Annotated in this window: 17 protein-coding genes; 14 read left to right on the top strand and 3 right to left on the bottom strand. The window is 67.6% G+C overall.

The window, feature by feature from the left end:
* Window positions 1–24: 24 nt before the first annotated feature.
* Window positions 25–1,116 carry a flagellar biosynthesis protein FlhB gene (gene flhB, locus IAI54_RS15735; protein WP_187968101.1) on the top strand — a complete coding sequence of 364 codons (1,092 nt, stop codon included), beginning with the start codon at window positions 25–27 and terminating at the stop codon, window positions 1,114–1,116.
* Window positions 1,113–1,553: a hypothetical protein gene (locus IAI54_RS15730; protein ID WP_187968100.1), complete on the top strand. Its 441-nt coding sequence runs from the start codon at window positions 1,113–1,115 to the stop codon at window positions 1,551–1,553. The genes flhB and IAI54_RS15730 overlap by 4 nt, the downstream gene beginning before the upstream one ends.
* 44 nt (window positions 1,554–1,597) lie before the next feature.
* Here the strand turns inward: IAI54_RS15730 and IAI54_RS29145 are convergent, their stop codons facing one another.
* The 3 genes from IAI54_RS29145 to IAI54_RS15715 all read right to left on the bottom strand — a co-directional run bounded on the left by IAI54_RS29145 (window position 1,598) and on the right by IAI54_RS15715 (window position 4,292).
* On the bottom strand, window positions 1,598–2,344 hold the full coding sequence (locus IAI54_RS29145; RefSeq protein ID WP_187968099.1) for a response regulator transcription factor: 747 nt from the start codon (window positions 2,342–2,344) through the stop codon (window positions 1,598–1,600).
* 2 nt (window positions 2,345–2,346) lie between these two features.
* On the bottom strand, window positions 2,347–3,057 hold the full coding sequence (locus tag IAI54_RS15720) for a helix-turn-helix transcriptional regulator (RefSeq protein ID WP_187968098.1): 711 nt from the start codon (window positions 3,055–3,057) through the stop codon (window positions 2,347–2,349).
* Between the two features lie 179 nt (window positions 3,058–3,236).
* Window positions 3,237–4,292 (bottom strand): LacI family transcriptional regulator, encoded by a 1,056-nt coding sequence (locus IAI54_RS15715; protein WP_187968097.1) that lies wholly within the window; start codon window positions 4,290–4,292, stop codon window positions 3,237–3,239.
* 378 nt (window positions 4,293–4,670) lie between these two features.
* Between IAI54_RS15715 and IAI54_RS15710 the strand changes: the two genes are divergently transcribed.
* The 12 genes from IAI54_RS15710 to metH all read left to right on the top strand — a co-directional run bounded on the left by IAI54_RS15710 (window position 4,671) and on the right by metH (window position 18,881).
* Complete coding sequence (locus tag IAI54_RS15710; protein ID WP_420838306.1) at window positions 4,671–5,888, top strand: ABC transporter substrate-binding protein; 1,218 nt, start codon at window positions 4,671–4,673, stop codon at window positions 5,886–5,888.
* A 104-nt stretch (window positions 5,889–5,992) separates the two neighbouring features.
* Window positions 5,993–6,895, top strand: a complete 903-nt coding sequence (locus tag IAI54_RS15705; RefSeq protein ID WP_187968095.1) for a carbohydrate ABC transporter permease — start codon at window positions 5,993–5,995, stop codon at window positions 6,893–6,895.
* A 37-nt stretch (window positions 6,896–6,932) separates the two neighbouring features.
* Complete coding sequence (locus tag IAI54_RS15700) at window positions 6,933–7,826, top strand: carbohydrate ABC transporter permease (protein WP_235679413.1); 894 nt, start codon at window positions 6,933–6,935, stop codon at window positions 7,824–7,826.
* Between the two features lie 5 nt (window positions 7,827–7,831).
* Complete coding sequence (locus tag IAI54_RS15695) at window positions 7,832–8,914, top strand: ABC transporter ATP-binding protein (protein WP_187968093.1); 1,083 nt, start codon at window positions 7,832–7,834, stop codon at window positions 8,912–8,914.
* A gap of 34 nt (window positions 8,915–8,948) precedes the next feature.
* Window positions 8,949–9,695 (top strand): sugar phosphate isomerase/epimerase family protein, encoded by a 747-nt coding sequence (locus IAI54_RS15690; RefSeq protein WP_187968092.1) that lies wholly within the window; start codon window positions 8,949–8,951, stop codon window positions 9,693–9,695.
* Window positions 9,696–9,728: 33 nt separating this feature from the next.
* Entirely contained in the window at window positions 9,729–10,892 is a 1,164-nt protein-coding gene (locus IAI54_RS15685; protein ID WP_187968091.1) for a Gfo/Idh/MocA family protein, read from the top strand.
* Window positions 10,893–11,083: 191 nt separating this feature from the next.
* Window positions 11,084–11,464 carry a hypothetical protein gene (locus IAI54_RS15680; RefSeq protein WP_187968090.1) on the top strand — a complete coding sequence of 127 codons (381 nt, stop codon included), beginning with the start codon at window positions 11,084–11,086 and terminating at the stop codon, window positions 11,462–11,464.
* Window positions 11,465–11,550: 86 nt separating this feature from the next.
* Window positions 11,551–12,099, top strand: a complete 549-nt coding sequence (locus IAI54_RS15675; protein WP_187968089.1) for a copper chaperone PCu(A)C — start codon at window positions 11,551–11,553, stop codon at window positions 12,097–12,099.
* A gap of 172 nt (window positions 12,100–12,271) precedes the next feature.
* Window positions 12,272–12,802, top strand: coding sequence for a YcnI family copper-binding membrane protein (locus IAI54_RS15670; protein WP_187968088.1), 531 nt, complete (start codon window positions 12,272–12,274; stop codon window positions 12,800–12,802).
* Window positions 12,803–12,856: 54 nt separating this feature from the next.
* Window positions 12,857–14,482 carry a copper resistance CopC/CopD family protein gene (locus IAI54_RS15665; RefSeq protein ID WP_235679065.1) on the top strand — a complete coding sequence of 542 codons (1,626 nt, stop codon included), beginning with the start codon at window positions 12,857–12,859 and terminating at the stop codon, window positions 14,480–14,482.
* A gap of 43 nt (window positions 14,483–14,525) precedes the next feature.
* Window positions 14,526–14,999 carry a copper uptake system-associated protein gene (locus tag IAI54_RS15660; RefSeq protein ID WP_187968087.1) on the top strand — a complete coding sequence of 158 codons (474 nt, stop codon included), beginning with the start codon at window positions 14,526–14,528 and terminating at the stop codon, window positions 14,997–14,999.
* Window positions 15,000–15,092: 93 nt separating this feature from the next.
* On the top strand, window positions 15,093–18,881 hold the full coding sequence (gene metH, locus IAI54_RS15655) for a methionine synthase (RefSeq protein WP_187968086.1): 3,789 nt from the start codon (window positions 15,093–15,095) through the stop codon (window positions 18,879–18,881).
* Window positions 18,882–18,920 lie beyond the last annotated feature (39 nt).

Raw genomic sequence — 18,920 nt, 5'->3', positions numbered from 1 at the left:
CCCGCCTGAAGCGAGTGCCTTCGCATGGCCGACGACGAAGACAAGGAAAGCAAGACAGAGCAGGCGAGCGAGAAGAAGATCCGCGACGCCGTGGAGAAGGGCAACCTGCCGTTCTCCAAGGAAGCGCCGATCTTCGCCACGCTGCTTGCCGTGCTCGTCTTCGCCATGTTCTTCGCCTACGACGCGGCGGTGCGGCTCGCCGTCTTCCTGTCGACCTTCCTCGAACGGCCGAACGAGTGGAGCCTGGCGAACGCGACCGATGCCATCTCGCTCTACCAGATCGTTTTCCTGGAGATCGGGCGGGCGATCCTCGTGGTGATGGCGCTGCTCGTCGCCGCGGGCGTAGGCGCATCCGTGATGCAGAACCTGCCGCAGTTCGTCGGCGACCGGATCATGCCGAAGATGAACCGCATCTCGCCGATGGCCGGATGGAAAAGGCTGTTTGGCGTCCAGGGTCTCGTCGAGTTTCTCAAGTCGCTGGGAAAGGTGCTCTTCGCAGGCGTCTTCCTGGGCTTCGCCATGAGCGACGTCCACGTCAGGCTGCTCGAGGACATGCTGATGCTGCCGTCGGCCTTCGGCATGCAGATCCGCGACATCGTGGTGGACCTGGTGATGGTCGTCGCATTCGCGATGGCGCTGATTGCCGGTGCCGACCTCCTGTGGACCCGTTTCCACTGGATGCAGGAACTGCGGATGTCCAAGCAGGAAGTCAAGGACGAGCACAAGCAGGCCGAAGGCGATCCGATCCTGAAGTCGCGCATGCGGTCGCTGGCGCGCGACCGGGCGCGGCAGCGCATGATGGCGTCGGTTCCGCGCGCCACGCTCGTCATCGCCAACCCGACCCACTTCTCGATCGCGCTGCGCTACGTGCGCGAGGAGACGGCGGCGCCGGTCGTGGTGGCGAAGGGGCAGGACCTCATCGCGCTCAAGATACGCGAAGTGGCCGAAGAGCACGGAATCCCGGTCTTCGAGGACGTGACGCTCGCCCGCTCCATGTTCAAACAAGTTTCGGTCGATAGCATGATCCCGCCGCAGTTCTACCAGGCGGTCGCAGAGCTCATCCGCATCATCCAGGGCAACCGCAAGGGCCCGAAGGCAGGCACGTCAGCTTCATGAATCGGCAGCCGCATTCTTCCGCACGCGAAATCATCGTGGCCAGCGTCCTGCGCGAGGTGGTCTCGGAACTGAGGATGGTGGACGTCGCCGACTACATCGCCTTCATCCGGCTGGAACAGCACGGCAACCTGGCCGATCTCGTGGAATCGGCGGCCGAACTCTACCTCATGCCCGGAACGCTCGGTTTCGGCCATGGCGGCGACGTGAACGTAGGATGGACGGGGGAACCGACGATCACGCTCGACCTGCAGCTGAAGCCGCGCGGCGCGACGATCTACTTCGCCCTGAAGATGTCGGCGCTCAAGGCGAGCATCGAGGTCAACTACGTGTCCTTCGAAGATCCGTCACCGGACCCGGCCGAGAACACCCGGTTCCTGGCCGAGACCCTGGAAGCCAGCCGCATCCACCGCGCGACGCCCATGGCGATGCGGGGCTGAGGCGCGCGTAGGTCTGCCGCTGCGACACCGCATCGAAGCGGACGTCAGTCGATCAGTCCCAGCCGCAGGGCCTTGGCGACCGCATGCATGCGGTTGACGGCGTTGAGTTTCTGCGTGGTGGCGGTGAGGTACTGGTTGGCGGTGTGGATCGACAGGCCGAGCGCGGCGGCTATCTCGTCGCTGGTCTTGCCCTGGGCGGTGAGCCGCAGGCACTGCAGCTCGCGCTTCGACAGAACCGGCACCTCGCCGGTCTGCGACAGCAGCATGCGGGCGACGGTGCCGAACAGCGTCAGCGTCCGCATGTGAAGGTCGCAGACGAGCGCGTCGTCGACGGCGATTCCTTCGCCCGCCAGGACCACGAATCCCTGCGCGCCGTCGTCGGCGAAGGCCGGCAGCGCCAGCCCGGGAAGGTCGGGCGTGAGCGTCGGAGTCTGCTGGCCCACCACAAGCAGCGGAAAGGCCGGGCAGCGCTCCTGCGCGGTTTCGCCCTGCCACCAGAACGGCGTCAGGGAGCGCCCGGCGGCGGCGAGCCAGGAGACGCCGCGTTCGCCGCACAGGATGCGCGAGGTCTCCGAGCTGCGCGGGAACTTCCGGTCGAAACAGAGCGCCAGGGCCGGCTGAGGCGTCGTCCGCGACACCAGAAAGACACCGTAGTAGCTTGCTCCCGCCTCCACCGACATGCGGCGAACCTGGCGGACGGTGTCGAGGAGCAGGCCGACGTTCTGCACGGTGACGATGAGGCCGCGGCCCGCCACCTCGATCCAGCTGCCCTCCGTCGCCCAGCCGGTCATCGTCAGATCAGCCCGGCGCGGATGGCGGTGGCGATGGCCATGGCGCGATTGCTCGCGCCGACCTTGCGGATCGCCTGGCCGAGATAGCTGTTGACGGTGTTTGCGGTGACGCCGAGGATCATGGCCACTTCGCCCGCGGTCTTGCCTTCGGCAACCCAGTACAGGCATTCGCGCTCGCGGTCCGACAGGATTTCGTCCGCACGGTCGTCGAAGAGACCGGCCGGTGGCCGGGCGAGCAGATAGCAGCAGGCGAGGTGAGCCGACGGCAGCATCGCTTCGTCGATCGTGCCGGCCGTCGCGCAGGACAGCAGAAGATGACAGCGTCGCGCGGCGTCCCTGAGCGGCAAGGCGTGCAGTTCCGCGTGACCCAGCCGCCGCAACGTCTCGCGCAGCCGCTGATCGGCCGCTGCCCGTTCCGCACTTCCGGGAACGGGACGCAGCGCCTGCATCGGCATGCCCTGCCGCGCGGCCGCGTGCGCGAAACGCTCCAGCGCCTCGGCGCCGACCGCCTGCACGGCGTCGAAGATCCAGTTGCTCGCCACGACCTGGGGCTCGCTCTTTCCGCGGACATGGCGTTCGAGCAGCAGGAGATAGTGCGAGGCGCCGGTCTCGCCGGCAATCCGGCCAAGGCAGTCCGCGAACTGCTCCCGGTCCAGGGTGTGACGGATCGCGGCGAGCGTCGTGCGGGAAGGCGTCGGCCGCGGAGGCTTCATGGCAGGGCCGATCCCACAGGCCGGCGGCACGACGGGGGTCGCCCATTCACGGGAGGGGGCGAAGCGCGGAGCCTGCCGACGAGGCACTTCGACTCATGGTCCATGACCCACGAATTCCATGCCCTGCCGGACGGGTCAAGCTCGGGTCGAGGCCGCGGGCGGTGCAGACGGCGGGAAGTCTAGGCGGTCGAGGGCATGCGGCACGAGACGACGTCGCCGGGAGCAGCCAGGCTCTGCAGCGTGGAGACCGGCCTGCCTTCGATGCGGCCGAGCACCGACTTCGCGACCTCGCGCCCGGCGAGGCGGAAATCCTCCTGCGAAATCCACAGTTCGGACCTGTACCAGCGGAGCAGTCTGGACGACTGCTTGGAGACCACGTCGACGTCCCGGCCGAGAGCGAGCCCGGCCTCCTCGATGCCGGCGACGAGCGCGAAGGTCGCGCCACCGCTCGCCGCCACCAGTCCGTCGGGACGGTCGGCGCGCCGCATCAACCGCGCGGTCTTGGCAAGGATGGCGTCGATCGGATCGTCTATGGAAATGCCGCCCCAGGCGACCTCCGTCGCGCCGAGTTCCTGCACGGCGTCCGAGAAGCCGTCACGCATGTGCTGGTGGTAGGTCAGGTCCGGCGGCGGCGGCAGCAGCGCCAGCCTGCGGCGCCCGAGTTCGGTCAGCTTGCGGACGGCGGCGGCCGCGAAGGCGCGATTGTCGAAGTCGTGGAAGGGATGGTCCTCGCCGATGGCGGTGCGGCCATGCGTGGCGAAGGGGAAATGATGCTCGAGGAGGTAGGCGACGCGGGGATCGTTCGGCTGGGTGCGCGACAGGATGATGCCGTCGGCCGAGCCCGTCTCGACGACGTACCGCACCGGATCCATCGGGTCGTTGCGCCGGGAATAGGGCGTCACGATCAGATGGTAGGGCGTCTCGGCGATGGTCTCCGAGATCCCGTAGATCATGTCGGAGACGAAGCCGGTGAGATCCTCCCCGGTGTCGAGCACGAGGCTGATGACGTTGGTCTTGCCGGTGCGCAGGCGCACGCCCGCGCGGTTGGGCCTGTAGCCGATCTGCTTGGCCACCAGCCGCACGCGGCGCTTGGTCTCCTCTCCGATCTCCGGCGCGTCCTTCAGCGCGCGCGACACCGTCGTCACACCGAGGCCGGTCATGAAGGCGATCGTCTTCAGCGTCGGGCGCGCGCCCTCGGCCGGCGCGGAATCGGAACTTGGATCGAGGCTGTCCATCGACGTGGCCTATCAGCCCCCCATGCCGCTGGCAACATTGCCGGCTGGGCCACGGGCGGGGCGTTTCCGGTGCAATGCCTGAAACGTTACAGAAAATTCCTGCGCGGTGCGAGGGCCAGCGACGTCGTGGCGATCGTCCAGGCGGATACGATCCGTCGTGCAGGCCGCTGACCTCCGCCGCTCTGGATCGGCATTGTGTGCTGCAGCAGCGGAAATGTTGCGCTGCAGCGCGTTCCGAAGGCAGTTGCTTTAGTTCGGCGCCCGAAAAAAAGCGACGTCGCCCTCGCTTTCCGGATTGCCACGATTTCCGGCTTCGCCTATGCTCGAACCTGTAACGTTTCAGAATTCCAGGGAGGAACACCAGTGCGTTATCATCTCATGACGGCCGCGTTCGCGGCTTCGGTCGCCTTGGCGGCTCCGGCTGCGGCCACGGAACTCGAGGTCACACATTGGTGGACCTCCGGTGGCGAGGCGGCCGCGGTCGCCGAGCTCGCCAAGGCCTTCGACGCCACCGGCAACAAGTGGATCGACGGCGCCATCGCCGGATCCGGCGGCACCGCCCGCCCGATCATGATCAGCCGCATCACCGGCGGCGACCCGATGGCCGCCACGCAGTTCAACCACGGCCGCCAGGCCGAGGAACTCGTGCAGTCCGGCCTGATGCGCGATCTGACCGACATCGCGGAGAAGGAAGGCTGGAAGGACATCGTCCGCCCGTCGAGCCTCCTCGATTCCTGCACGCTCGACGGCAAGATCTACTGCGTGCCGGTGAACATCCATTCGCAGCAGTGGCTGTGGCTCTCGAACGCCGCTTTCGAGAAGGCCGGCGTGGCGGTCCCGACCAACTGGGACGAGTACGTCGCCGCAGCGCCCGCGCTGGAAAAGGCCGGCATCATCCCGCTGGCGCTCGGCCAGCAGCCCTGGCAGGCGTCGCTCGCCTTCCAGGTGCTGGTGGTGGCGCTCGCCGGCTCCGACACCTACAACAAGATCTACGGCGACAAGGACGCCGAACTCGCCGCCGGCCCGGAGATGGCCAAGGTGTTCGAGGCCGCCGACAAGGCGCGCGCCATGGCCGCCAAGTCGAACGTGCAGGACTGGAACCAGGCGACCAACCTCGTGATCTCCGGCCAGGCCGCCGGGCAGATCATGGGCGACTGGGCGCAGGGCGAGTTCGCCGTGGCCGGACAGGTCGCGGGCAAGGACTACACCTGCCTGCCCGGGCTCGGGGTGAACGAGGTCATCCAGACCGGCGGCGATGCCTTCTACTTCCCCATCCTGAAGGATGCCGAGAAATCGGCCGCGCAGGAGGTCCTCGCCTCGACCATGCTGGCGCCCGCCACGCAGGTGGCCTTCAACCTCAAGAAGGGCTCGCTGCCGGTGCGCGGGGACGTCGACATCACCGCCGCCAACGATTGCATGAAGAAGGGTCTCGACATCCTGGCCAAGGGCAACGTCATCCAGTCGCCCGACCAGCTGATGTCGGCCGACTCGCTGACGCAGGTGAACGACCTGTTCGTGCAGTTCTTCAACACGCCGTCCATGACCGCCGCGGACGCGCAGAAGACCTTTGCCGAGATCGTCGCGGCCGCCGACTGACGGCACGCGACGCGGATCCGGCGCCGGTTCCGCCAATCATGGCGGGACCGGCGGCTTCGCCCCGTCGTTTCGGCGACGGACCCCGGCAGGCGGGAGGCTCCCTCATGGCAGATACCCGGAACGGACGACCGAGCCAGGTCTTCCGCAACATCAACTCGAAGGTCGCCTCGATACCGATGGTGCTGACGGCATCAGTCGTCTTCGTCGGCGGTACCGTCTGGACGGTCATCCACTCCTTCACGAATTCCAAGCTGCTGCCGCGTCTCAACTTCGTGGGCCTCGACCAGTACGAGCGGCTGTGGGGCTCCAACAAGTGGCTGATCTCGATCGAGAACCTCTTCATCTACGGCGTGCTCTCGCTGATCTTCTCGCTCGTGATCGGCTTCGTCCTGGCGGCGCTTCTCGACCAGAAGATCCGCTTCGAGGACACGTTCCGGACGATCTTCCTCTATCCCTTCGCGCTGTCCTTCATCGTCACCGGCCTCGTCTGGCAGTGGATTCTGAACCCCGACTTCGGCGTGCAGGCCGTGGTGCGCGGCCTCGGCTGGGAAAGCTTTGCTTTTGACCCGCTCTACAATCAGGACATCGTCATCTACGGCATCCTGATCGCCGGGCTGTGGCAGGGAACGGGCCTCGTCATGTGCCTGATGCTGGCCGGACTGCGCGGCATCGACGAGGACATCTGGAAAGCGTCACGGGTGGACGGCATTCCGATGTGGAAGACCTACCTGTTCATCGTCATCCCGATGATGCGGCCGGTCTTCGTCACCACGCTGGTCATCATCGCGTCGGGCATCGTGCGCGTCTACGATCTCGTGGTCGCACAGACCAGCGGCGGCCCCGGAATCGCCTCCGAGGTGCCGGCCAAATACGTCTATGACGCGATGTTCCTGTCGCAGAACCTCGGCCAGGGCTTCGCCGCCTCCACCATGATGCTGGTCACCGTGCTGATCGTCATCGTGCCGTGGGCCTATCTCGAATTCGGCAGGAGGCGCCACCGTGGCTGACCAGGCAACCGCTTCATCCGCCGCCGGCTTCGACGCCGTGCGTGTTTCGGCTTCCGAGGCCTGGGGGCCGCGCCCCCGCCGCGCATTGTCGCGCCGCAACATCATCATCTACGGCACGCTCACGGTCGTTGCGCTCTACTACCTGCTGCCGCTCTACGTGATGATCGTCACGTCGCTGAAGGGGATGCCCGAGATCCGCATGGGCAACATCTTCTCCCCGCCGATGGAGATCACCTTCGAACCCTGGGTGAAGGCCTGGGCGACCGCCTGCACGGGGCTCAACTGCGAGGGCCTGTCGCGGGGCTTCTGGAATTCCGTGCGCATCACCGTGCCATCGGTCATCATCTCGATCCTGATCGCCTCGGTGAACGGCTATGCGCTGGCCAACTGGCGTTTCCGCGGGGCCGACATCTTCTTCACGATCCTGATCGTCGGCGCCTTCATCCCCTACCAGGTGATGATCTATCCGATCGTCATCATCCTGCGCGAGATGGGGCTCTACGGCACGCTCACCGGTCTGGTCATGGTGCACACGATCTTCGGCATGCCGATCCTGACGCTGCTTTTCCGCAACTACTTCGCATCGGTGCCGGAGGAGCTGTTCAAGGCGGCCCGCGTCGACGGCGCCGGTTTCTGGGCGATCTACTTCAAGATCATGCTGCCGATGAGCCTGCCGATCTTCGTCGTCGCTGTGATCCTGCAGATCACGGGCATCTGGAACGACTTCCTCTTCGGCGTCGTCTACACCAAGCCCGACGTCTATCCGATGACCGTGCAGCTCAACAACATCGTCAACTCCGTGCAGGGCGTGAAGGAGTACAACGTCAACATGGCCGCAACGCTTCTGACGGGCCTCGTGCCGCTGATCGTCTACTTCATCTCCGGCAAGCTGTTCGTGCGCGGCATCGCCGCGGGCGCGGTGAAGGGGTGAGCAGCATGTCCAGTGTCATCGTTCGCGACGTCTCGCTCAACTTCGGTGCCGTCGAAGTGCTGCGCTCGCTCAACCTGGATGTCGCGGAAGGCGAGTTCATCGTCCTTCTCGGCCCCTCTGGCTGCGGCAAGTCCACGCTGCTCAACTGCATCGCCGGCCTGCTCGACGTCTCGCAGGGGCAGATCTTCATCAAGGGCAGGAACGTCACCTGGGAAGAGCCGAAGGATCGCGGCATCGGCATGGTGTTCCAGTCCTATGCGCTCTATCCGCAGATGACGGTGGAAGGGAACCTCTCCTTCGGCCTGAAGAATGCCGGCCTGCCGAAGGACGAGATCGCCAAGCGGGTCGCCCGGGCGTCCGAGATCCTGCAGATCGAGCCGCTGCTGCAGCGCAAGCCCGCCGCGCTGTCGGGCGGCCAGCGGCAGCGCGTGGCGATCGGGCGCGCGCTGGTGCGCGACGTCGACGTGTTCCTGTTCGACGAGCCGCTGTCGAACCTCGACGCCAAGCTGCGCTCGGAGCTGCGCGTCGAGATCAAGCGGCTGCACCAGAAGCTCGCCAACACGATGATCTACGTGACCCACGACCAGATCGAGGCGCTGACGCTCGCCGACCGCATCGCGGTGATGAAGGGCGGGGTCATCCAGCAGCTGGACGGTCCGCAGGCGATCTACAACCGGCCGGTCAACCGCTTCGTGGCAGGGTTCATCGGCTCGCCCGGCATGAACTTCCTCGAGGGGCAGGTGTCGCGCGACGGGTCGCCGCGCTTCCTCGTCGGCGACCTCAGCATACCGCTCGACCGCTACGCTTTCTCGGCCGCCGATGCGGCTGGCGCCGCCGCGCTCGGCATCCGGCCCGAGCACGTGGCTCTCGACGGGGCGGCGGCGGCGATGCCCTTCTCGCTGGAGGCGGTGGTCGAGATCGTCGAGCCGATGGGATCCGATACGCTCGTCTGGACGACCCTCGGCGGCCACAACTTCAATTTCCGCGCGCCGTCCGAGCGGACGCTCAGGCTCAGGGAGCGCATCACGATCGGCTTCGACCCGGCGCGCGCGTCCCTGTTCGACGCCCGCACGGACATGCGTCTCTGACACTGCAAAACGAAGAATGCTCGAGGAAGCAGACATGGACTGGTCGTTCCAACTTTACAGCGCCCGCAATTTCCAACCCTGGAACCGCATCCTGAAGCTGCTGGCGGAGTGCGGCTACCGGCAGGTGGAAGGCTATGGCGGCGTCTATTCCGATCCGGCCGGATTCCGTGCGGAAATGGACCGAAACGGCCTGTCGATGCCGAGCGGCCACTTCTCCATCGACGCACTGGAAAACGATTTCGACGGCGTTCGACGCATTGCAGACGCCCTCGGCGTCCGCATGCTGATCTGCCCCTACCTGATGCCCGATGCCCGGCCCTCGGACGCGGCCGGCTGGCGCAGCTTCGGCGATCGGCTGGCGCAGGTCGGCGCGCGTGCGGGCCGCGACGGCTACGGCTTCGCCTGGCACAATCATGATTTCGAATTCAGGGCACTCCCGGACGGCACCGTCCCGCAGGAGCATATCCTGTCGGGGGCGCCCGAGATCGGCTGGGAGATCGACGTGGCCTGGGTGGTCCGCGGCGGCGTCGACCCGCTGCCCTGGATCGAGCGCCACGGCGCGCGCATCGTCGCCGTCCACGTCAAGGACATCGCGAAGCCGGGCGAGGGGCTCGACGAGGACGGCTGGTCCGACGTCGGCCACGGCACCATCGACTGGCGCGGCATCATGAAGACGCTGCGCGCGTCGACGACGGCGCGCTACTACGTGATGGAGCAGGACAACCCCAACGACATCGATCGTTTCGCACGCCGCTCGATCGAAGCGGCGAACGGCTTCTGACGACGGCCGGCGATCCTTTCCAGGAGACTTGCAATGGTGAAGAAACTAGGCGTCGGCGTCATCGGCTGCGGCAACATCTCTGCGGCCTATCTGAGGCTCGCACCGCTGTTCCTCGGCATCGAGATGCGGGCCTGCGCCGACATCGACATGGCCGCAGCGACGGCGCGTGCGACCGAGTTTGGCGTGCGGGCGGAGACGGTGGAGGGACTGCTCGCGGCCTCCGACATCGACATCGTGGTCAATCTGACGATCCCGGCGGCGCATTACGAGATTTCGCGCCGCGCGCTCGATGCGGGCAAGCACGTCTATTCGGAGAAGCCCTTCGTTCTGTCGGTGGCCGAAGGGCTCGACCTGAAGAAGGTCGCGACCAAGAAGAAGCTGCGCATCGGATCGGCCCCGGACACCTTCCTCGGCGGAGCGCACCAGTACGCCCGCCACATCGTCGATTCCGGGGCGGTCGGCCGCATCACCAGCGGCACCTGCTACGTGATGAGCCACGGTATGGAGCACTGGCATCCGAACCCCGATTTCTTCTTCAAGGCCGGCGGCGGCCCGGTGCTCGACGTCGGACCCTATTACGTCGCCAACCTGATCCAGCTCATCGGGCCGGTGCGGCGCGTGGCGGCGCTGTCGTCCATCCCGACACGGGAGCGGCTGATCACGTCGCAGCCGCGCGCCGGTCAGACCATCGCCGTCGAGACGCCGACGACGCTGCACGCGCTGCTGCATTTCGAGAGCGGCGCGGTGGTGACGCTGAACGCGAGCTGGGACGTCTGGACGCACGGTCATTCTCCGATCGAACTCTACGGGGAGGAAGGGACGCTCTTCGTGCCCGACCCGAACTTCTTCGGCGGCGACGTGCGCTACACGCTCCGCGACCAGCCGGTGGCCAGTCCGGAGCCCTGGGAGCATCCCTTCGCCGTGCCCAACCAGGACAGTCCGCGCGGGCCGCTGGCCAATTACCGCGCCTCCGGCCTTGCGGACATGGCCGCCGGGATCCGCGAGGACCGGCCGCACCGCTGTTCGCTGGAAGCCTCGCTGCATGCGATCGAGATCATGACCTCGATCCTGAAGTCGGGCGAGACGGGCAAGTTCGTCGAGATGAAGACGACCTGCGAGCGGCCAGCGGCCCTGTCGCCGTCCGATGCCAGCGCGCTGCTCGCCGCCGATCCGCAGAAGCCCGCCCGCGCGGCCTGACCGCCGCGTCCTCCGGAGCCCCGGTGCGGCACGACGGCCGCACCGGGCGCGGCAGGAGAGGCCGAAGGAGCAAATGCCGCACCCGGCATCGTTCGAGCCACGCCGTGACCTGCTTGGCGCACGCATCGCGACCTGCTAGGAAACCTTCCAGCGGGCAGAAGGATTGCTCGAGACGGAAGGAACGTTCGGCCGTGAAGGCTTTGCGGAGAGCATCGGGGAGGTGGACGGCGCAGATCGCGCTGCTCGTCCTGCTCGTCCAGCTTTTCGCAGCCGGTCTCGGCAGCGCCGCTCATGCCGCGGTGCCCCAGCTCGATGCCTTCGGCAACGTCCTGTGCCTGGCCGGCGAGCCGGGCGCCGAGATGCCCGCTGGCGATCCCGCGGGATTCCACGACTGCTGCACCTTCGGATGCGGGAATGCGGTCTCCTCGCTGCTCCCGCCGCTCGACCCGGTGACACTGCCGGCCTACCATCCCCGCTCCACGCGTCCCTTCGTCAAGGAGCCGGTAGGCCTTGCCGCTTCCAGCCGGCCGACGCGCCCGGGCAGTCCGCGCGCCCCTCCGACCGCGATCTGATCGATGCCGCCCGGCGATCCCGGGCCGCCTGTCGTGATCATCGGGTCCGCCTTCGCGGACGCCATCGCTTCGTTCGGAGAACCATCATGTCGACTTCCCTTCGCGCATCCGCGCTCACCTTCGCCCGCCGCACCCATCTGGCCGGCATCCTCACCGCATCGGCACTGTCGCTTGCGGCGCTGTTCGCCTCGGCGCCGGCCTCGCACGCCCATGAGTTCAAGGCCGGCGACATCGTCATCGGCCATCCCTGGTCGCGCCAGACGCCGGAAGGCGCCAAGGTGGCCGGCGGGTTCCTGGTGCTGACCAACAACGGCACCGCGGCGGATCGTCTGGTCGGCGTGTCCTCGCCGATCTCGATGAAGGGCGAGGTGCATGAGATGTCGGTCGACGACAAGGGCGTCATGACCATGCGCCCGGTCGAGGGCGGTCTCGAGATTCCGGCCGGCGGTTCGGTCGAGCTCAAGCCCGGCTCCTACCACCTGATGTTCATGGGCCTGACCGCGCGTCCCGTCGAGGGCGACAGCTTCGAAGCCACGCTCGAGTTCGAGAAGGCGGGCAAGGTCGCGGTGGAGTTCGCCGTCGAAGGCATGGGCGGCGCGCCGAAGCACGACGGGCATTCCGGCCACGGCGGCTGACGCCCGGCCGGTAGGCCAGCCAGAAACAGCCTACAGCCCGAACGGCCGCGCAGCAGCGGCCGCCCGCAGCGGTCCGGACATCTCCGGACCGGACATCCTCGCTTTGTCCGGCGACCGGCCGGGCATGCACCCGATCCAACAGCATCCATCTTCATCAAGGAAAGACACACTGATGTCGAAGTCCATTCTCTCCGCCTGCGCTCTCGTCCTCGCCACAGCCGGCATGGCCCAGGCCCACACCACGCTCGAGCAGGCTGAAGCGCCCGTCGGCGCGAGCTACAAGGCAGTGTTCCGCGTGCCGCACGGCTGCGAGGGCAAGCCGACCAACACCGTGCGCGTCCAGATTCCCGAGGGCGTGATCACCGCCAAGCCGATGCCGAAGGCCGGCTGGACGCTGGAGAAGGTCACCGGTGCCTATGCCAAGTCCTACGAGTATTACGGCCGCACGCTCAGCGAGGGCGTGAAGGAGGTGGTCTGGAGCGGCGGAAATCTCGGCGACGACGAGTATGACGAGTTCGTCGTGCGCGTCTTCCTGACCAAGGACCTGCCGGTCGGCCAGATGCTCTATTTCCCGGTCGTGCAGGAATGCCCGGACGGTGCTGCCGAGCGCTGGATCGAGATCCCGAAGGAAGGCCAGGACCCGCACGACCTCGAGGGCCCGGCCCCGGGCATCAAGCTGATCGAGAAGCCGCACGCGCATTGATCGACCACGGGCGGGCCGTGGAGGCCCGCCCGATCCGACCAGGGAGAGAACGCAATGCTGCCGTCATCCATGCCGATCGAGGTCGGGCGCCGGGCAGGTGCGTCTTTCCTGGCAAAGGCCATCCTCGCGCTGGCCCTGCTGTTTGCCGGGACGGCCGGAGCGCTGGCGCATGCCTCGCTCGCCTCGGCCGATCCGGCGGACGGCGCGGTCGTGGCAATGGCGCCGTCCGGGATCGCGCTGACCTTCTCCGAGATCGTGTCGCCGCTGGTGATGCGGCTGGTTACCCCGGACGGCGCATCCCGGGATCTGTCCGATGTCGCCTACAGCGGCAACACGCTGCGCGTCGCGCTGCCGGACGGGCTATCCGACGGCACGCACGTGTTCTCCTGGCGGGTCGTCTCTGAGGACGGGCATCCCGTCGGCGGCTCGCTGATCTTCTCCATCGGCGCTCCCAGCGCCATGCCCGGAGCACAGGCCGAAGCGGTCGACTGGCCGGTGCGCGGCCTGGTCTGGGCATCGAAACTCCTGCTCACCGCCGGAATTGCGTTCGGCATCGGCGGCGTCTTCGCGCTTTCGTGGTTCGGGACGGGCCGGGACGTCGGCCGGGGCGTGGCCGCCGGCTTCGTCGTCGCAGGTATGATCGCGGCTGTGCTGGCGGTCGGCGCGCAGGGGCTCGACGCGCTGGCGAAACCGGTGACGAGCCTCCTTCATCCGACGGTCTGGCTGACCGGTCTCGATACCTCCTTTGGCCGAACCGCGCTCGGGCTCCTCGTTGCCTCGGCGGCGGCCATGGTCGCGATCGTCCTGCCCGGACCCGCCGGGCGCGCACCGGCGCTGATCGCCCTCCTCGGCGCAGGCGCGGCGGTGGCCGCCAGCGGGCACGCAGGCTCCGCCGAACCGCAATGGCTGACCCGGCCGATGGTGGCGCTGCACGTCGCGACGATGGCGGCCTGGATCGGCGCGCTGATGCCGCTCGGGCTCGCGCTGCGGGCGGGCGGCGAGGCGGCGACCGTCCTGCTCGGCCGCTTCTCGCGATCGATCCCCTGGCTGCTGGTCGTCCTGGTCGCTTCGGGCGGCGTGCTCGCTTTCATCCAGGTCCAGACACCGGCGGCCCTCGTGACGACCGCCTATGGCCGGGTCCTCCTCGTCAAGCTGGCGCTGGTTGCCCTGCTGCTTGTGCTCGCCGCCTTCAACCGCTGGCGCCTGACGCCGGCGGCGGCACGCGACGATGCGGCTGCCCGCCGGGCGCTCCTCCGCGCCATCGTCGCGGAACTGCTGCTCGCCGTCCTCATTCTCGGCGCGGCCGCCACGTGGCGCTTCACCCCGCCGCCGCGCGCGCTGGCGCGGGCCGCTGCCGAGCCCGCCTGGGTGCACCTGCACGATCCGCGCGTGATGGCCGACGTGACCGTGATGCCGGGCGTCGCGGGGCCGGTCGCGGTCAGTGCGGCGCTGCAGGGCGGCGATTTCGGTCCCTTCACGGCCAAGGCCGTCACGCTCGTGCTGTCGCGGCCCGACGCCGGCATCGAACCGATCCGCCGCGACATGGCGGCGGAGGAGGGCGTATGGCGCGCCGGCGACCTCGTGCTGCCTCTGCCGGGCCGCTGGTCGCTGCGGGTCGACGTGCTGGTCAGCGATTTCGAGCGCGTCAGGCTCGAGGGCGAGGTCGACATCCGGCCATGAAGCCGGCCGCACGAGCCTCATTTCCAACCAAGGAGGAACGACGATGAGACGATCCACGCTTTCCCTCGCCATCACGCTGGCACTCGGGCTGACCCTGGCGGTGCCGGCCTCGGCCCACGACACGTCCGACGGCGGCGCCATCCGGCACCTGATGATGGCGACCTTCGACAAGCCCGAGTCACCGCTCACCGTCGAACCGGTCGTGGTGCAGGGCGACATCGCGGTCGCCGGCTGGTCGCAGGGCGAGATGGGCGGCCGCGCCCTGCTGCGCCGCAAGGGCGACGCCTGGACACTGACGCTGTGCAGCGGCGATGCGCTGAAGGAAGCCGCCTCGCTGACGCATTTCGGCCTGAGCCAGACGGAGGCTTCGGCAATGGCTGCGGCCATCGCCGAAGCCGAGGCGAAGCTCGATCCGGCGCTGGTGGCGAAGTTCTCGACGTTCGACGGCGTCGTGATGATGGATGAGGAGGGGCACCATCCTCCGGTACACGGAGGCGGGCACAAACCGCATTCGTGACCGATCCGCGGGCGGCAGGTCGTCCATATTGACATAAAGATATCCTTATGTGAGCATTCGGTTTAACCAAATGCCAGCATGAGGATATCCGCCATGGCTTCGAGCCTCGACGATCTGTTCGGTGCCGCCGCGCCCGTGCGCGACGGCGCGGAGATCCGCGCGGCGCTCCGTGCGGCCGCGCGCGAGCGCATCCTGATCCTCGACGGTGCGATGGGGACGGAGATCCAGGGGCTCGGGCTCGGCGAGGATCATTTTCGCGGCGACCGTTTCGAGGGCTGCGCCTGCCACCAGCAGGGCAACAACGACATCCTGATCCTGACCCAGCCGAAGGCGATCGAGGAGATCCATTATTCCTACGCCATCGCCGGCGCCGACATCATCGAGACCAACACCTTCTCGTCGACGTCCATCGCGCAGGCCGACTACGGCATGGAGGAGATGGTCTACGACCTGAACCGCGACGGCGCGCGGCTGGCCCGGCGGGCCGCGCTCCGCGCCACGCAGGAGGACGGACGGCGCCGCTTCGTGGCCGGCGCGCTGGGGCCGACCAACCGCACCGCGTCGATCTCGCCCGACGTCAACAATCCCGGCTACCGCGCGGTGTCCTTCGACGACCTGCGGCTCGCCTATGGCGAACAGCTGCGCGGCCTCATCGACGGCGGCGCCGACCTGATCCTGATCGAGACGATCTTCGACACGCTGAACGCCAAGGCGGCGATCTTCGCCTGCGGCGAGGTCTTCGCCGAGAAGGGCATCGACCTGCCGATCATGATCTCGGGTACCATCACGGACCTGTCGGGCCGGACGCTTTCCGGCCAGACGCCGACGGCCTTCTGGCACTCCGTGCGCCATGCGCGGCCGGTGTCGGTGGGCCTCAACTGCGCGCTGGGCGCCGCCGCCATGCGGCCGCACATCGCCGAGATTTCGGGCGTCGCCGACACGCTGACTTGCGCCTATCCGAACGCCGGTCTGCCCAACGCCTTCGGCCAGTACGACGAGAGCCCCGAATTCATGGCCTCCCAGGTCGCGGACTTCGCGCGCGAGGGGCTGGTCAACATCGTCGGCGGCTGCTGCGGCTCGACGCCCGAGCACATCCGCGCGATCGCGGAGGCCGTCGGGAGGCACCCGCCGCGGGCGATTCCCGAAGTTGGGCCGCTGATGCGCCTGTCGGGGCTGGAGCCCTTCGTGCTCACCAGGGACATTCCCTTCGTCAACGTCGGCGAGCGGACCAACGTGACCGGGTCGGCGAAGTTCAGGAAGCTGATCACCGCCGGCGACTATGCCGCAGGCCTCGACGTCGCGCGCGACCAGGTGGAGAACGGCGCGCAGATCATCGACGTCAACATGGACGAGGGCCTGATCGATTCGCAGAAGGCGATGGTCGAGTTCCTCAACCTGATCGCCGCCGAACCCGACATCGCCAAGGTGCCGCTGATGATCGACAGTTCCAAGTGGGAGATCATCGAGGCCGGGCTGAAATGCGTCCAGGGCAAGCCGGTCGTCAACTCGATCTCGCTGAAGGAAGGCGAGGAGGCCTTCCTGCACCATGCGCGGCTCTGCCAGGCCTATGGCGCCGCCGTCGTCGTGATGGCCTTCGACGAGAAGGGCCAGGCCGACACGAAGGAGCGCAAGGTCGAGATCTCGAAGCGGGCCTTCAAGCTGCTGACCGAGGAGGCCGGCATGGAGGCCGCCGACATCATCTTCGACCCGAACATTTTCGCGGTGGCGACCGGTATCGAGGAGCACGACAATTACGGCCACGACTTCATCGCGGCCGCGCGGGAGATCACGACCGCCATGCCGGGCGTCCACGTCTCGGGCGGCGTGTCGAACCTCTCCTTCTCGTTCCGGGGCAACGAGCCGGTGCGCGAGGCCATGCACGCGGTGTTCCTCTACCACGCCATCCAGGCGGGCATGGACATGGGCATCGTCAATGCGGGCCAGCTCGCCGTCTACGAGACGATCGATCCGGAACTGCGCGAGGCCTGCGAGGACGTGGTGCTGAACCGCAAGCCCAGGGCCGGCGGGACGGCGACGGAGAACCTGCTCGACCTCGCCGAGCGCTACAAGGGCGCGGCCGGCAAGGAGGCGCGCGAGAAGGACCTGAGGTGGCGCGACTGGCCGGTGGAGAAGCGGCTGGAGCATGCGCTGGTCAACGGCATCACCGAATACATCGACGTCGACACCGAGGAGGCGCGGCAGGCGGCCGAGCGTCCGCTGCACGTCATCGAGGGGCCGCTGATGGCCGGCATGAACGTCGTCGGCGACCTGTTCGGCGCCGGCAAGATGTTCCTGCCGCAGGTGGTCAAGTCGGCGCGCGTGATGAAGCAGGCGGTGGCGGTTCTGCTGCCCCACATGGAGGCCGAGAAGCGGGCCAATGGCGGCGGCGGCGCGCGCAAGACCGCAGGCACGGTGCTGATGGCGACCGTCAAGGGGGACGTCCACGACATCGGCAAGAACATCGTCGGCGTCGTGCTCGCCTGCAACAATTACGAGATCATCGACCTCGGCGTGATGGTGCCGGCGACGAAGATCCTGGAGACGGCGCGCGAGCGCAAGGTCGACATCATCGGGCTCTCGGGCCTGATCACGCCGTCGCTCGACGAGATGGTGCACGTCGCTTCGGAAATGGAGCGGGAAGGCTTCGACATCCCGCTGCTCATCGGCGGGGCGACGACGAGCCGCGTGCACACCGCGGTGAAGATCCACCCGCGCTATCATCGCGGCCAGGCGATCTACGTCACCGATGCCAGCCGCGCCGTGGGCGTGGTCTCGGGCCTGCTGTCGCAGGAGACGAAGCCCGGCATGATCGAGACCGTTCGCGCCGAGTACCGCAAGGTCGCCGATGCGCATGCGCGCTCGGAGGCCGACAAGCAGCGCCTGCCGCTGGCGCGTGCCCGCGCCAATGGGCATCGCATCGACTGGGCGTCCTACGACCCGCCGAAGCCCTCCTTTCTCGGCACGCGCGTGTTCCAGGACTGGGATCTGGCAGACCTCGCCCGCTACATCGACTGGACGCCCTTCTTCCAGACCTGGGAGCTCAAGGGCCGCTACCCGAAGATCCTGGACGACGAGAAGCAGGGCGCGGCGGCGCGCCAGCTGTTCGAGGACGCGCAGGCGATGCTCGCCAAGATCGTCGCGGAAAGCTGGTTCGCGCCGAAGGCGGTGGTCGGCTTCTGGCCGGCCAACGCGGTCGGCGACGACATCGCGCTGTTTGCCGACGACAGCCGCGCAAGTGAGATCGCCGCGCTCCATACGCTGCGCCAGCAGCTTCCCCGCCGCGACGGCAAGCCGAACCTCGCGCTCGCCGATTTCGTCGCGCCGCGGGACAGCGGCAGGGACGACTATGTCGGCGGCTTCGTGGTGTCTGCCGGCATCGAGGAGGTGGCGATCGCGGAGCGCTTCGAGCGCGCCAACGACGACTATTCCTCGATCATGGTCAAGGCGCTGGCCGACCGTTTCGCCGAAGCCTTCGCCGAGCGCATGCATGAACGCGTGCGCAAGGAGCTCTGGGGCTATGCGGCAGACGAGGCTTTCGCGCCGGAGGATCTCGTGGGCGAACCCTACCGCGGCATCCGCCCGGCGCCGGGCTACCCGGCGCAACCCGACCACACCGAGAAGGCGACGCTGTTCGACCTGCTCGACGCGGAGGCGCGGATCGGCGTGCGGCTGACCGAGAGCTATGCGATGTGGCCCGGCTCGTCGGTGTCGGGCCTCTATCTGTCGCATCCGGAAAGCTATTATTTCGGCGTCGCGAAGGTCGAGCGCGACCAGGTCGAAGACTATGCGCGCCGCAAGCGCATGAGCGTGGAGGAGGTGGAACGATGGCTGGCCCCGGTCCTCAACTACACGCCGACCGCCTTCGCGGAAGCAGCCGAATAGCCGCCGCTTTCCGCCGGACCGTTGCCGCAGTGCCATAGG

The sequence above is a fragment of the Aquibium microcysteis genome, assembly GCF_014495845.1.
Taxonomy (GTDB): domain Bacteria; phylum Pseudomonadota; class Alphaproteobacteria; order Rhizobiales; family Rhizobiaceae; genus Aquibium; species Aquibium microcysteis.
This window is presented reverse-complemented; position numbering and strand designations above follow the sequence as displayed.

Coding starts and splice junctions, on each gene's coding strand:
- flhB (WP_187968101.1), top strand. CDS start 25: ATGGCCGACGACGAAGACAAGGAAAGCAAGACAGAGCAGGCGAGCGAG.
- IAI54_RS15730 (WP_187968100.1), top strand. CDS start 1,113: ATGAATCGGCAGCCGCATTCTTCCGCACGCGAAATCATCGTGGCCAGC.
- IAI54_RS29145 (WP_187968099.1), bottom strand. CDS start 2,344: ATGACCGGCTGGGCGACGGAGGGCAGCTGGATCGAGGTGGCGGGCCGC.
- IAI54_RS15720 (WP_187968098.1), bottom strand. CDS start 3,057: ATGAAGCCTCCGCGGCCGACGCCTTCCCGCACGACGCTCGCCGCGATC.
- IAI54_RS15715 (WP_187968097.1), bottom strand. CDS start 4,292: ATGGACAGCCTCGATCCAAGTTCCGATTCCGCGCCGGCCGAGGGCGCG.
- IAI54_RS15710 (WP_420838306.1), top strand. CDS start 4,671: ATGACGGCCGCGTTCGCGGCTTCGGTCGCCTTGGCGGCTCCGGCTGCG.
- IAI54_RS15705 (WP_187968095.1), top strand. CDS start 5,993: ATGGCAGATACCCGGAACGGACGACCGAGCCAGGTCTTCCGCAACATC.
- IAI54_RS15695 (WP_187968093.1), top strand. CDS start 7,832: ATGTCCAGTGTCATCGTTCGCGACGTCTCGCTCAACTTCGGTGCCGTC.
- IAI54_RS15690 (WP_187968092.1), top strand. CDS start 8,949: ATGGACTGGTCGTTCCAACTTTACAGCGCCCGCAATTTCCAACCCTGG.
- IAI54_RS15685 (WP_187968091.1), top strand. CDS start 9,729: ATGGTGAAGAAACTAGGCGTCGGCGTCATCGGCTGCGGCAACATCTCT.
- IAI54_RS15675 (WP_187968089.1), top strand. CDS start 11,551: ATGTCGACTTCCCTTCGCGCATCCGCGCTCACCTTCGCCCGCCGCACC.
- IAI54_RS15670 (WP_187968088.1), top strand. CDS start 12,272: ATGTCGAAGTCCATTCTCTCCGCCTGCGCTCTCGTCCTCGCCACAGCC.
- IAI54_RS15665 (WP_235679065.1), top strand. CDS start 12,857: ATGCTGCCGTCATCCATGCCGATCGAGGTCGGGCGCCGGGCAGGTGCG.
- IAI54_RS15660 (WP_187968087.1), top strand. CDS start 14,526: ATGAGACGATCCACGCTTTCCCTCGCCATCACGCTGGCACTCGGGCTG.
- metH (WP_187968086.1), top strand. CDS start 15,093: ATGGCTTCGAGCCTCGACGATCTGTTCGGTGCCGCCGCGCCCGTGCGC.